We start from the raw sequence: 13280 nt of genomic DNA, 5'->3' as shown, positions 1-13280 counted from the left end.
CCGGGCTCACCGCGCCGTCCCCTCGGTGATCGCGGCGAAGGCGCGGAGCGAGTCCGTACCCGGGGCGAAGTAGCCGGTGTGCCCCCGGGCGTCCTCGGCCGGGACCCGGCGCGCCCCGAACTCCGGGGCGGCCGGGTCCGGGCCGTGCCCCAGCCCCGCCACCCGGACGTTCGGCACCCGGCCGATCCAGTCCGTGGCGTCCTTGGCGGCCCACACCCGGGCCCGGGTGTGCAGCGCGGCGGCACTGTCCGCGCGCATCCCGGGCGAGCCGAGGACGACCAGGTCGCGGACGCGCAGCCGGGAGGCGGCGAGCCCGCAGACCACGGAGCCGTAGCTGTGGCAGAACACGGCGGGCGCGGGGACCCCGTCGGCGGCGAGCCCGTCGGTGAACCGGGCCAGCCGGTCCGCCCCGGCCTCGGCGAGCGTCCCCGTCGCGGCGTCGACACCGAGGCCCACGGGAGTGGTGTAACCGGCCCACGCGATCACCGCGCTCCCGGGGCCGGTCCGCGCGTACAGCGCCTTCGCCATGCCCGCCGGGGTGCCGTACACGTCGCTCGTACGGTCGAAGGTCCCGGCGTCGATGTCCGAACCCGGCACCACCACCGCGACCCGGCGCGCGGAGCGCAGGTCCCCGAAGACCTCGGCGACCTGACCGCGCCCGCGCGGGTCGAACGCCAGGATCTGTCGTCCCCGGCCCCCGTCGAGATGGGCGTACCGGGGGTCGTGGTTCGCCCGCAGGGCCAGGGCGTTGGCCTGGTAGCGCAACGCGACCGGGGCGCCGTCCAGATTGCCGACGACGAGCGGATGCCGTACGGCCAGGTCCTCCCGCTGCCGGGCGGTCAGCCCCCGGAAGAACCGGGCCACCTCCGCCGGAGTGGCGCGCTCCGGATCCGGCAGCGCGCCTTGGCTGTGGTCCGCCCGCCACGACGCGGTGCCCGGCGGCGGCCCGGTGAGCGCCCGCTGCGCGCTCCCGGACGCCCAGCCGGCCGTCCCCGTGACCATGGTGGTGGCCAGCGCGAGCCCGACCAGAGTCCTCGCGTAACGGCGCATCCCGTTCCCTCCCCCTGCTGCGGCCCGACCGGCGACGGGCCGCCCTGTGGCGTGACGGGGAGGAACGTAGAAAGACCCCCGGTGCGAGGACATCGCACCCGGGGGCCAACCACGGACCAGTACCTCAGTAGGGGGTGTACGGGCTCCGGGGCGCTCAGGACTCGCCCGGGACCACCACCCCCGCCTCGTACGCGAAGATCACCGCCTGCGCCCGGTCGCGCAGGTCCAGCTTGGCCAGGACCCGGCCGATGTGCGTCTTCACCGTCTGCTCGGCCAGGATCAGCCTCGCCGCGATCTCCTGGTTGGACAGCCCCCGCGCGATCAGCTCCAGCACCTCCGTCTCGCGCGGGGTCAGCCCGTTCAGCCGCAGCGCCTGGCCGCTGCGGGTCGCGCCGGACGGGCCCTGCCGGGCGAAGTCCGCGATCAGCCGACGGGTCACCGAGGGCGCCAGCAGCGCCTCGCCCGCCGCGACCACCCGCACCGCCGAGATCAGGTCGGCGGGCGGCGCGTCCTTCAGCAGGAAGCCGGACGCCCCGGCGCGCAGCGCCTCGTATACGTAGTCGTCCACGTCGAAGGTGGTGAGCATGAGGACCTTCGGTCGGTGCGTCACCCCGGGCGGCGGGTTCAGCACCTCGCGGGCGGCCGCCAGCCCGTCCATCTCCGGCATCCGGACGTCCATCAGGACCACGTCCGGCAAGGTGGACCGGCTGACCTCGACGGCCCGGCGCCCGTCCGGCGCCTCCCCGACCACGTCGATGTCGCTCTGCGCCGCCAGCAGCGCCGCGAACCCCGCGCGCACCATGGCCTGGTCGTCGACGATGATCACGCGGATGGTCAAGAGTCCTCCGGGGCAGCGGGGGCGACAGGGGTCAGGGGCAGCCGCGCGGCCACCCGGAAGCCGCCGTCCGGCAGCGGCCCGGTGTCCAGCGTGCCGCCCGTCAACCGTACGCGCTCCCGCATCCCGACCAGCCCGTGCCCCGTCCCGGACGACTCCGGCTCCAACGGCGAACCGGGCTTCTCCGTAAGGCCGTTGACCACCAGAACCATCAGATGTGTACCGTCGGTCAGAATCGACACCCGGGTCCGCGCACCCGGCGCGTGCCGGATCACGTTGGCCAGCGCCTCCTGCACGATCCGGTACGCCGACAGATCCACCGCCTGCGGCACGTCCGGCAGCCGGGCGGCCATCGACAGCTCGACCGGCAGCCCCGCCCGCACCGTCGCCTCCACCAACTGCTGCACCCGGTCGAGCCCCGGCTGCGGCGCCCGCTCGCCCGCCGAACCGTCGCTGCGCAACACCGCCAGCAGCCGTCGCATCTCCGTCAGCGACTCCCGCGCGCTCGCCGCGATCGACTCGAACTCCTCGCGGACCTCCTGCGGCAGCCCGCTGATCCGGTACGGCGCGGAGTCCGCCTGGACCGTGATCACCGACATGTGGTGGGCGACCACGTCGTGCAGTTCGCGGGCGATCCGGGTGCGCTCCTCCAGCAGCGTCCGCCGCGCCCGCTCCGCGACGCTGATGGTCTCCTGCTCGGCCAGCCTGCGCTGCGCCACGCCCCGTTCCCGTACCACCGCGCCGATCACCATGACCAACGCGCCGAAGATCGCGAGCAGCCCGGCGCTGCCGTTGCTGCGCTCCGGGACGGACAGGTGCAGGACCAGGCTCGCGGTGGCGGTCAGCGCCCACACGGCGACGGTGGTGCGCCGGGTCTCGCGCAGGGCCACCGCCAGCAGCAGGAAGAGGAAGCAGAACAGGGTGGGCGGCGGCCACGGCCAGATGCCCTGCGTGGGCTGCGGGTGGGCGAGCAGGACGAGCGCCCCGAGGACACCGGCGGGAAAGACGATCCACCAGGCCTGGAGGGGGCGGTGCGCCAGCATCAGCAGCGGCGCCGCCTGGCCCACGGCCAGCAGCCCAGCCGGCCAGGCGCCCACCCCGTACTCGTTGGCCAGCATGGTCATCGTGACCGGCAGGAAGAGCGCCGTCAGCACGAACACCACCACGTACGGGACCAGCCGGCGCCACCGCCGGGGCGAGCCCGCGAGCGGTGGGACCGGGGGGTGCGAGGGGTGGGTGAGGCCGTGGGCGACGCCGCGCAGATTGCGGCGGGCGGCGCTCACCAGCCCGTCCGCGACGGGCAGCGGGGGCGGAGGCGGGGGAGGGGGAGTGGAAGAGGTCATGGCCGCACGAGCCTAGGCAGCGGACGTGCCCGGCCGCGTCATACTCCGGTTCCGGTCCGCCGCCCGCCCGGTCATACCCCCGTACGACATGGCCGCCTCCGCCCCGGTACCGGTCGTCCCCCGTACGACATGGCCGCCTCCGCCCGGCAAGGCCCCGGTCCGCCGCCCGCCCGGTCGTACCCCGTACGACCGGGCCAGGCCCTACAGCTCGGCGAGGAGCTGGGCCTTCTTCGCGCTGAACTCGTCGTCCGTCACCAGCCCGGCCTGGTGGAGCTCGCCGAGGTGGCGGATGCGGTCGGCGATGTCGGCGGGGTCGCGGCGGGCCGCGCCCGCCAGGACGGGGGCGGGCACCGGTGCCGAGGAATGGTTCCTGCGCACGGACTCCAGGACCGCCGCGGCGAACGGCAGCGACTCGTGCACCGCCCCGTAACCGAGGCTGAAGACCACCGCGGCCGGGTCCTGGTCGGCCCGCAACGGCTCCCGGTCCCTCGGCAGCAGCCGCAGATACCCGTCCAGCCCCTCCGGCAGCCGCCACTCCACCCCGCTCAGCTCGGAGACCGCGAAGCTCTGGTCCCCGGCCTTCCACTTCGCCGACGAGGCACCCGTCCAGAACCAGCGGAAGGAGACCCGCTGTCCGTCGAACCCGGCCCGGCCGTCGTACGCCTTGAAGTGGAGCGGCACCTCGGGCGCGGTCACCAGGAAGCGGTCGGCGGGCTCCGCCGCGTCGGGGCCGAGCCGGGCGCGCAGCTCGTCCGCGTAGTACTCGGCGAGCGTGCTCCGGTCACCGGGGAGCACCAGCCGGTACGGATCGCAGCCGTCCTTGAGCTGCCCGTCGGCCGCCTCGATCAGCGGGTCGGCCCCGGGTCTGGGCACGGCACGCAGGACCACCGTGCCCCGCTTGCCCGGGGTCAGCGTCACCGACGACAGCGCCGCATGCGGTACGCGTCGCTCCCGCAGGCTCTGGAAGAGCCTCGGCGTGCGGATTCCCCGTTCGAAGCGGATGAGCACGGAGTCGGTCTCGAACTCCCAGGTGGCATGAATTCCGGCCAGCACATCGCCCATGTGCCTCATCGTATGCGGCACTTGCTCCGTGTGTCCCCCCTCGAAGCGGCCCGGCTCCGGCGGCCCGCTGTGAATGCCCGGTTCCGTCAGACTCCCTGGTCCCCGGCGGTCCGCCCGGCGCAACCGCTGTCGGGGACGGCACAGCTCACCGAACCGTAGGCGCCCACACCGATCGCGGCGAAGTTGTCCAGGCTCTCGGTACCCGGCACGAAATAGCCACTGTGGCCGATCGCGTCGCCCGCCGAGAAGATCCGTGCCCCGAACCCGGGATCGACCGGGTCGGCCCCGTGGCCCAGGCCGCCGAGCTCCAGATTGGGGACGTCCTCGATCCAGTCGCCCCGGTCCCGCGTCGCCCACACCCGGGCCCCGGTGCGGAGCTGTGCGGCGTTCTCCACCCGCATGCCGGGGCTGCCGGCGACCGCGATGTCGGTGACCCGGGCGGGCAGCCCGTGCGCGGCGACCCCGCACAGCACCGAGCCGTAGCTGTGGCAGAACAGCGAGACCGGCGCGGCGCCGGGCAACGCGCCCAGCAGCGCGTTCAGCCGCAGCGAGCCGCGCGCCGCCAGGTTGCCCAGGGCGGCGTCCATGCCGATACCTGCGGGCGTGGTGTAGTCGGCCCAGGCGATGACGGCGGTACGGACCCCGGGACCTGCGGCGCGCTCCGCGGCGTACAGCGACTTGGCCATGCCGACCGGGGCGGCGTTCACCTTGGGCGAGGGCCGCTCCAGGGTCAGCAGATCGGTGTCCACGCCGGGGACGATCACCGAGATCCGGTCGGCCCGTTGGAGGTCGCCGAGGACCTCGGCGGCGCGGCCCCTGCCGGACGGGTCGAAGGCCAGGAAGTGGCGGCCCGGGGCGAGCATCGAGTCGAAGCGCTCCATCCGGCGGGCCGCCTGGGCGCGCCCGTCGGGGGAGAGCCGCACATCGTGCGTGCGCCGCTCCTCGACCCGGCGCGCCTGGGACACGGCCAGCCGGTTGGCGCGGTAGCGCAGGGTGATCGGGGCGCCGTTCAGATTGCCCACGACCAAGGGGTACCGGTCGGCGAGCGCGGTGCGCTGCGCGCCGCTGAGCGAGGCGAAGAACCGCGCCAGCCGGTGCGAGGGCGCGTCGGCGTCCGGCAGCGGATGACCCGCCACCCGGCCCCGCGCCCAGGCGGCGAGCGCGACGGTGCGTGGCTCGTCGGAGCGTTGATGGCGAATGGTGGTCCAGCCGGTGGTCGCCAGCATCACGAACACGACCGCCACAGCGAGCAGCGCGCGCCACGCGGTGAGCGTCGGGGAGGAGTCGAAGGAAGTCACTGCGGCCCACATTAGGAGACGCGCGACGGCAGCCGTGACGAGGGTGACACACATCACCTCACCGCAGGGAATTCCATCCCCGGATCTTCACGCTGTGTGGCCGTTATTCGTACGCTCGGGCGCGTGGAGTGCGCCGGGCGGGCCGCATGTCGCCCTCGGCGTACGGCTGTTGTGACGTCGGTCATGCCCGGTGTCGAGACGTTCGGCACATCCCGGGCATCCGGGGCGGCGCATGTGCGGGTCCCGTGACGGTCCGTCGGCGATTTCGGCCACGGGTGCCGGAGTCAGGGGCGCGCGGCGTTCTCCGTGCCGCGCCCCGCCCGCCAGTCACCGGCCAGCGCCGGTCCGAGCCGGTCCAGGTACGCCTCGGTCAGCGCGCGCAGCGAGTCCACGCCGGAGTCCCGGCCCCGGCCCCAGAGCTGACCGGTCACCCGCATCACCCCGCAGAACGCGGCGACGGCGACCCGGGGGCGCGGATCCTCCTCCGCGTCGAGCCCTTCCCGGTCGGCGATCAGCAGCGCGATCTGGTCCTCCAGCGCACTGCACCGCCGCAGATGGGCGGCGAGCAGCGAGGGCGTCGACTCGATCATCCGGTACATCCGCATGTGGAGCTCGACGGTGAAGACCTCCTTGAACGTCTCGTCGATCCCGTCCCAGACCTGGAGCACCGACCGGCGCAGGGCGTCGAACGGGGTCTCCGCCGCGGGGCGGCGGCGCAGCTCCGCGAGGAAGCGCGACTCCACCATGGACTGGAGGGCGAAGGCGGCCTCCTCCTTGTTCGCGAAGTACCGGAAGAAGGTCCGCTGGGAGACCGCGACGGCCTCGACGATCTCGTCGACGGTGGTCTCGTCGTACCCCTGGGTGGTGAAGAGGTCGAGCGCGGTCCGCAGCAGGGCGTCCCTGGTGCGCCGCTTCTTGCGCTCGCGGAGCCCGGTCGGGGGTGCGGCCCGCCGCACATCGGTCACTTCGCTGGCCTTTCTTCGCCTGCTTTCCCCAGCTCAGCGTACCTGTGAGCTACGCGACAGTGTCCGGCTCGCGAAATGCTTTGAGAACTGTCAGCGACTGTCACTAGTGTCCTTGATATGACTAGTCAGACCACCGTCGACAAGGCGTCGCGGGAGCCGCGTGAGGCCGCCGCTCCCGGACCTGCCAAGGGGCTGCGCGGCCACCCCTGGCTGACGCTCTTCTCCGTGGCCATCGGCGTGATGATGGTCGCGCTCGACGGCACGATCGTCGCGATCGCCAACCCCGCCATCCAGCAGGACCTGAAGGCCTCGCTCGCGGACGTCCAGTGGATCACCAACGGGTACATGCTCGCCCTCGCGGTCTCCCTGATCACCGCGGGCAAGCTCGGTGACCGCTTCGGCCACCGCCAGACCTTCCTCATAGGCGTCGTGGGATTCGCCGCGGCCTCCGGGGCCATCGGCCTGTCCCACAGCGCCGCCCTCGTGATCACCTTCCGGGTGCTCCAGGGCATCTTCGGCGCCCTGCTGATGCCCGCCGCGCTCGGCCTGCTGCGCGCCACCTTCCCGGCCGAGAAGCTGAACATGGCGATCGGCATCTGGGGCATGGTGATCGGCGCCTCCACCGCGGGCGGCCCGATCCTGGGCGGCGTTCTCGTCGAGCACGTCAGCTGGCAGTCCGTCTTCTTCATCAATGTGCCGGTCGGTGTGATCGCGCTGGTGCTGGGGCTGGTGATCCTCAAGGACCACCGCGCCGAGAACGCGCCGCGCTCCTTCGACGTCGGCGGCATCGTGCTGCTCTCGCAGGCGATGTTCTGCCTGATCTGGGCGCTCATCAAGGGGTCCGAGTGGGGCTGGGGCGACTACAAGACGCTCGGCTTCCTCGGGGCGGCCGTGGCCCTGTTCGTGGTCTTCGCGTTCTCCCAGAAGAACGTCCGCGAACCACTGATCCCGCTCGCCATGTTCCGGTCCGTGCCGCTCTCCGCCGGTGTGGTCCTGATGGTGCTGATGGCCTTCGCCTTCATGGGCGGGCTCTTCTTCGTCACCTTCTACCTGCAGAACGTGCACGGCCTGAGCCCCGTCGACAGCGGTCTGCGCCTGCTGCCGCTGACCGGGATGATGATCGTCGCCTCGCCGCTCGCGGGCGCCATGATCACCAAGTTCGGCCCGAGGGTCCCGCTGGTCGGCGGCATGGTGTGCACGGCGGCCGCCATGTTCGGCATGTCCCAGCTCGGCACCGGCACCAGCACCCTCACCATGTCGATCTGGTTCGGCCTGCTCGGCCTCGGCCTCGCCCCGGTGATGGTCGGCGCCACCGAGGTCATCGTCGGCAACGCCCCGCTGGAGCTCTCCGGCGTCGCGGGCGGCCTCCAGCAGTCCGCCATGCAGGTCGGCGGCAGCCTCGGGACGGCGGTGCTCGGCGCCGTCATGGCCACCCGGGTCGACTCCCAGCTCGCCGACAACTGGCGGGCGGCACAGCTCCCGCCGCTCAGCCCGGACCAGCTCGACCAGGCCTCCTCGGCCGTCGAGGTCGGCATCCCGCCGGTCGGCGGGGACGTCCCGCCGGAGATCGCGGGCAAGATCGCGGGCGTCGCCCATGACACCTTCGTGTCGGGCATGAGCACCGCGTTCATGGTCGCCGGCGGCGTCGCGGTGCTCGCCGCCGTCGTCGCCATGCTCACCAAGCGCGGTGAGAACGCCGAAGCGGGCGTCGGCGCCGGACACATCTGACCGTCAACACCCCGCGTACGACAGCCCCGCCCCACGACCCGGGCGGGGCTGTCGCCTATCAGGGTGGTGTGCCCCCGGCCCCCTTCCCCGGGCGCCGCGCCGCAGGTCAGGGTGCGGACAACTGATTCGCAACCGACCACGGGGGTCGTTCCACATGCGCAAGACCGCGTTCACCACTGCCCTGGCAGCCGCCGCGCTGGCCGCCACCACCCTGCTCCCGCAGAGCGCCGCCCACTCCGCACCGCCCGCCCGGCTCGGCGACTGCGCCGCCGGACAGCTCTGCCTCTGGGCCGCGCCGGACTTCACCGGCACCCGCCGGACCCACGAAATCGCCTCGACCGACATCGACAGCTGCGTACCGCTGCCGAAGGGCGGCGTCCAGGCCCTCGCCAACCGCACCGGCCGCCCGGTCACCACCTACCAGTCGGCGGAGTGCGCCGAGACCGGCGAGTTCAACACCTACCCGGGCGGCGGCACCTGGGTGCCCCGCTCCCCGTACCAGGTCAGGGCCTTCAAGATCTGGGAGAACTGACCGGAGAACGCCGAAGGGCGGCGGAGCCTCCCGGCCCCGCCGCCCTTCCGGACCCTTACGACTACGCGTCGCCGCCGGCCGCGCCCGGGTCGGCGGCCGTGACGTCCAGCAGCTCGTACCGGTCGAGCGCCTGCTTCAGCATCGAGCGGTCGATCCGGTTCTCCTTCGCGAGCTCGGTGAGCACCGCGAGAACGATCGACTGCGCGTCGATGTGGAAGAACCGGCGGGCCGCACCACGCGTGTCGGCGAAGCCGAAGCCGTCCGCACCCAGCGACTGGTACGCCCCCGGCACCCAGCGCGCGATCTGGTCCGGCACCGAACGCATCCAGTCCGAGACCGCCACGAACGGGCCCTCGGAGCCGGAGAGCTTCCGCGTCACGTACGGGACGCGCTGCTCCTCCTCCGGGTGCAGCAGGTTGTACCGCTCCACCTCGACGGCCTCGCGGCGCAGCTCGTTCCAGGAGGTCGCCGACCAGACGTCCGCCCGGACGTTCCACTCGTCGGCGAGGATGCGCTGCGCCTCCAGGGCCCACGGGACCGCCACGCCGGACGCCATGATCTGCGCCGGGATCTCGCCCCGGTCGGCCGCCCGGTAGCGGTAGACGCCCTTGAGGATGCCCTCCACGTCCACGTTCTCGGGCTCGGCCGGGTGCTGGATCGGCTCGTTGTAGACGGTGAGGTAGTAGAAGACGTCCTCGCTGTTCTCGCCGTACATCCGGCGCAGACCGTCCTTGACGATGTGCGCGATCTCGTAGCCGAACGCCGGGTCGTAGGCGACACATGCCGGGTTGGTCGAGGCGAGCAGCTGCGAGTGGCCGTCCGCGTGCTGGAGACCCTCGCCGGTCAGCGTCGTACGCCCGGCGGTCGCGCCCAGCACGAAACCGCGCGCGAGCTGGTCGGCCATCTGCCAGAACTGGTCGCCCGTGCGCTGGAAGCCGAACATCGAGTAGAAGACGTACACCGGGATCAGCGGCTCGCCGTGCGTGGCGTACGCCGAACCGGCGGCGATCAGCGACGCCGTGCAGCCGGCCTCCGAGATGCCGTCGTGCAGCATCTGCCCGGTCGGCGACTCCTTGTACGTCAGCAGCAGATCGCGGTCCACCGACTCGTACTGCTGCCCCAGCGGGTTGTAGATCTTCGCGCTCGGGAAGAAGGCGTCCATCCCGAAGGTGCGGTACTCGTCGGGGGCGATCAGCACGAACCGCTTGCCGATCTCCTTGTCCCGCATGAGGTCCTTCAGGATGCGGACGAACGCCATGGTCGTGGCGATCGACTGCTGACCCGTGCCCTTCTTCGCGGTCGCGTACGTTTTGTCCCCGGGGAGGACCAGCGGCTTCGCGCGCACCACACGGGTCGGGACGTAACCGCCCAGGCCCTTGCGGCGGTCGTGCATGTACTGGATCTCCTCCGAGTCGCGGCCCGGGTGGTAGTACGGCGGAAGGCCGTCCTCCAGATCCTTGTCCGCGATCGGGATGTGCAGCCGGTCGCGGAACCGCTTCAGGTCCTCGACCGTGAGCTTCTTCATCTGGTGGGTTGCGTTGCGGCCCTCGAAGTTCGGCCCCAGGGTCCAGCCCTTGACCGTCTGCGCCAGGATCACCGTCGGCTGGCCCTTGTGGGCCTTGGCCGCCGCGTAGGCCGCGTAGACCTTCTTGTGGTCGTGACCGCCGCGCCCCAGGTGCAGGATCTGGTCGTCGGTCATGTCCTTGACCATCTCGCGCAGCCGCGGGTCGTCCCCGAAGAAGTGCTCGCGGATGTACGCGCCCGACTCGGTGGCGTACGTCTGGAACTGGCCGTCCGGCGTGGTGTTCAGCTTGTTGACCAGGATGCCCGTGCGGTCCTGCGCGAGCAGCGGGTCCCAGGAGCGGTCCCAGACCAGCTTGATGACGTTCCACCCGGCACCGCGGAACTGCGACTCCAGCTCCTGGATGATCTTGCCGTTGCCGCGCACCGGGCCGTCGAGCCGCTGGAGGTTGCAGTTGACGACGAAGGTGAGGTTGTCCAGCCCCTCACGGGCGGCGAGGGAGAGCTGGCCGAGCGACTCCGGCTCGTCCATCTCGCCGTCGCCCAGGTAGGCCCACACATGGGACTGCGAGGTGTCGGCGATGCCGCGCGCCGCCATGTAACGGTTCATCCGGGCCTGGTAGATCGCGCCGAGCGGGCCGAGACCCATCGAGACGGTCGGGAACTCCCAGAAGTCCGGCATCAGCCGCGGGTGCGGATAGCTGGACAGGCCGTTGGGCGCCTTCGACTTCTCCTGGCGGAAGCCGTCGAGCTGCGCCTCGCTGAGCCGGTCGAGCAGGTAGGCGCGGGCGTAGATGCCCGGGGAGGCGTGGCCCTGGAAGAAGATCTGGTCGCCGCCCAGACCGTCGTCCTTGCCGCGGAAGAAGTGGTTGAACCCCACGTCGTACAGCGAGGCCGAGGAGGCGAAGGTGGCGATGTGCCCGCCGACGCCGATGCCCGGACGCTGGGCGCGCGACACCATCACGGCCGCGTTCCAGCGGGTCGCGTTGAGGACCTTGCGCTCGATCTCCTCGTCGCCGGGGAAGAACGGCTCGTCCTTCGTGGCGATCGTGTTCACGTAGTCCGTGCTGCGCATCTCCGGAACGGCGACGCGCTTCTCCCGCGCGCGCTCGATGAGCCGGAGCATCAGGTAGCGAGCCCGCTCGCGGCCCCGCTCGTCGACTGCGGCATCGAGCGAGTCGAGCCACTCCTGGGTCTCTTCGGGGTCGAAGTCCGGGACCTGGCTCGGCAGGCCGCCAATGATGATCGGGTTGCGATCGGAGCCGGAAGCCACGCTGTTCCTTCGCTGTTCGGTGGTGTCTACGGGCCGTGCTGGTACGCCGTGACCATCGTGTACCGCGAGGGCGCAAACGTCATCTCTACCGAGAGGTAACCGCCGTGTTGCGGGACGTCGTGCCCGGTGCGAGGGGATGGTACGGCCCAAAGCGCAACCATACGCCCAAGGCGTCCAAGCGTTCCCAAAGGATGTTCGACTCCGAATGGCGGACCGATACGGCATAAGCTGTGGAAGGTCGTAAAGGGTGTGGACAAGCAGCGCCGGCCCCCGGAGGGGATCTGCCGACAGTGCGGAGACGTGGCAGGGAACGTCACCGTTTAGGCGGTCTCGGACGCCGGGTACTTGCGCGATCCGCCACTCCCGTGTGGACTACGGCCAACGCCCCGCGCACGCGCGTGGCTGAAGCATTTTCCGAAACATGATCAGGAGGCAACCCGTGAGCGCGACCGCGGACCACGCGGAGGAGCAGACGAGCCTGGCAGCACGCCTGGGGTTCGAGCCCGGACAGGTGGTCCAGGAGATCGGCTACGACGACGACGTCGAGCAGGAACTCCGCGAAGCCATCGAGGCCACAATCGGCCAGGAACTCGTCGACGAGGACTACGACGACGTCGCCGACGTCGTCCTGCTCTGGTTCCGTGACGAGGACGGCGACCTTACGGACGCGCTGGTGGATGCCATTGGTCTGATCGAGGACGGCGGCACGGTCTGGCTGATGACGCCGAAGACCGGCCGTGACGGTTACGTCGAGCCGAGCGACATCAACGAGGCCGCCCAGACGGCCGGTCTCGCCCAGACCAAGAGCATCAACGCGGGCAAGGACTGGACGGGCAGCCGTCTGGCGACGCCGAAGTCGGCCCGGGCCAAGCGCTGAGGCGCACCCCCGGCACCTTGTTCGTCCCGAAGGCCCCCGAACGGCACATGAGCCGTTCGGGGGCCTTCGGGCATCCCGGGGCGCCGGGAGGAATCCCAAGAGACCCGCGCGGGCGCCGTACGGGCCGGCACGGGGGCTGCGTAGGGTGGGGACCACCCGGACGGTCCAGCCCGGTGAACGTAGCGAAGGGACGCTTTCCATGGCGATCGAGGTCGGCACCAAGGCCCCGGATTTCGAGCTGAAGGACAACCACGGCCGGACCGTGCGGCTGTCCGACTTCCGCGGCGAGAAGAACGTCGTGCTGCTCTTCTACCCGTTCGCCTTCACGGGCGTCTGCACGGGTGAGCTCTGCGCGCTCCGCGACGAGCTGCCGAAGTTCGAGAACGACGACACCCAGCTGCTCGCCGTCTCCAACGACTCCATCCACACCCTGCGCGTCTTCGCCGAGCAGGAGGGACTGGAGTACCCGCTGGTCTCGGACTTCTGGCCGCACGGCGAGACCTCGCGGGCCTACGGCGTCTTCGACGAGGAGAAGGGCTGCGCGGTGCGCGGCACCTTCGTCATCGACAAGGAGGGCGTGGTGCGCTGGACCGTCGTCAACGGTCTTCCGGACGCGCGCGACCTCAACGACTACATCAAGGCCCTCGAAGCGCTCTGATCCAGCCGGACGGTCCCCGACCGGCCCGGCGAAAAGGCTGCTCGGGCGGGAACCGGTCACTAGGATCCAGTCGTTGATCGGATGCCAACGCAAGTGGAGGCGCCGGCGGTCCGCCGGCCCCCAAGGAAACCAATGGGA

General features: G+C 71.6%; 11 protein-coding genes. 4 read left to right on the top strand and 7 right to left on the bottom strand.

Going from position 1 to position 13280, the window contains the following annotated elements:
• Positions 1-6: 6 nt before the first annotated feature.
• The 6 genes from ACF08W_RS09560 to ACF08W_RS09535 all read right to left on the bottom strand — a co-directional run bounded on the left by ACF08W_RS09560 (position 7) and on the right by ACF08W_RS09535 (position 6553).
• Positions 7-1050, bottom strand: coding sequence for an alpha/beta hydrolase (locus ACF08W_RS09560; protein ID WP_392278944.1), 1044 nt, complete (start codon positions 1048-1050; stop codon positions 7-9).
• Between the two features lie 154 nt (positions 1051-1204).
• Positions 1205-1888, bottom strand: coding sequence for a response regulator transcription factor (locus tag ACF08W_RS09555; protein WP_352275116.1), 684 nt, complete (start codon positions 1886-1888; stop codon positions 1205-1207).
• Complete coding sequence (locus tag ACF08W_RS09550; RefSeq protein WP_392278943.1) at positions 1885-3228, bottom strand: sensor histidine kinase; 1344 nt, start codon at positions 3226-3228, stop codon at positions 1885-1887. The genes ACF08W_RS09555 and ACF08W_RS09550 overlap by 4 nt, the downstream gene beginning before the upstream one ends.
• A 201-nt stretch (positions 3229-3429) precedes the next feature.
• The gene (locus ACF08W_RS09545) at positions 3430-4290 is read right to left on the bottom strand and encodes a DUF4429 domain-containing protein (RefSeq protein ID WP_385204486.1); all 861 of its coding nucleotides are present in this window, start codon (positions 4288-4290) and stop codon (positions 3430-3432) included.
• A gap of 86 nt (positions 4291-4376) precedes the next feature.
• Positions 4377-5588, bottom strand: a complete 1212-nt coding sequence (locus ACF08W_RS09540; protein WP_392278942.1) for an alpha/beta hydrolase — start codon at positions 5586-5588, stop codon at positions 4377-4379.
• 284 nt (positions 5589-5872) lie between these two features.
• Entirely contained in the window at positions 5873-6553 is a 681-nt protein-coding gene (locus ACF08W_RS09535; protein ID WP_392278941.1) for a TetR family transcriptional regulator, read from the bottom strand.
• 240 nt (positions 6554-6793) lie between these two features.
• Here ACF08W_RS09535 and ACF08W_RS09530 point away from each other — a divergent pair, with 240 nt between their 5' ends.
• Both ACF08W_RS09530 and ACF08W_RS09525 read left to right on the top strand, forming a co-directional pair.
• A complete protein-coding gene (locus ACF08W_RS09530; RefSeq protein ID WP_392279063.1) occupies positions 6794-8281 on the top strand; it encodes an MFS transporter in 1488 nt (495 codons plus the stop codon).
• A gap of 154 nt (positions 8282-8435) precedes the next feature.
• A complete protein-coding gene (locus ACF08W_RS09525; RefSeq protein WP_392278940.1) occupies positions 8436-8813 on the top strand; it encodes a peptidase inhibitor family I36 protein in 378 nt (125 codons plus the stop codon).
• A 61-nt stretch (positions 8814-8874) separates the two neighbouring features.
• On the opposite strand, the gene aceE is transcribed toward ACF08W_RS09525, so the two are convergent.
• Complete coding sequence (gene aceE / locus ACF08W_RS09520) at positions 8875-11607, bottom strand: pyruvate dehydrogenase (acetyl-transferring), homodimeric type (RefSeq protein WP_385204498.1); 2733 nt, start codon at positions 11605-11607, stop codon at positions 8875-8877.
• Between the two features lie 439 nt (positions 11608-12046).
• Here aceE and ACF08W_RS09515 point away from each other — a divergent pair, with 439 nt between their 5' ends.
• Together ACF08W_RS09515 and ACF08W_RS09510 are read left to right on the top strand one after the other, a co-directional pair.
• On the top strand, positions 12047-12484 hold the full coding sequence (locus ACF08W_RS09515; protein WP_352279460.1) for a DUF3052 domain-containing protein: 438 nt from the start codon (positions 12047-12049) through the stop codon (positions 12482-12484).
• Between the two features lie 199 nt (positions 12485-12683).
• Positions 12684-13142, top strand: coding sequence for a peroxiredoxin (locus ACF08W_RS09510; protein ID WP_352279459.1), 459 nt, complete (start codon positions 12684-12686; stop codon positions 13140-13142).
• Positions 13143-13280: the final 138 nt, after the last annotated feature.

It is taken from the genome of Streptomyces sp. NPDC015144 (assembly GCF_043079735.1).
GTDB lineage: Bacteria > Actinomycetota > Actinomycetes > Streptomycetales > Streptomycetaceae > Streptomyces.
The sequence above is the reverse complement of the archived record's forward strand: the minus strand, read 5'-3'. Positions and strand labels throughout refer to the sequence as shown.

What these genes read in the sequence shown, in the direction of transcription:
- ACF08W_RS09560 (WP_392278944.1), bottom strand. Translation starts at nt 1,050, where the DNA reads ATGCGCCGTTACGCGAGGACTCTGGTCGGGCTCGCGCTGGCCACCACC.
- ACF08W_RS09550 (WP_392278943.1), bottom strand. Translation starts at nt 3,228, where the DNA reads ATGACCTCTTCCACTCCCCCTCCCCCGCCTCCGCCCCCGCTGCCCGTC.
- ACF08W_RS09545 (WP_385204486.1), bottom strand. Translation starts at nt 4,290, where the DNA reads ATGGGCGATGTGCTGGCCGGAATTCATGCCACCTGGGAGTTCGAGACC.
- ACF08W_RS09530 (WP_392279063.1), top strand. Translation starts at nt 6,794, where the DNA reads ATGATGGTCGCGCTCGACGGCACGATCGTCGCGATCGCCAACCCCGCC.
- ACF08W_RS09525 (WP_392278940.1), top strand. Translation starts at nt 8,436, where the DNA reads ATGCGCAAGACCGCGTTCACCACTGCCCTGGCAGCCGCCGCGCTGGCC.
- ACF08W_RS09510 (WP_352279459.1), top strand. Translation starts at nt 12,684, where the DNA reads ATGGCGATCGAGGTCGGCACCAAGGCCCCGGATTTCGAGCTGAAGGAC.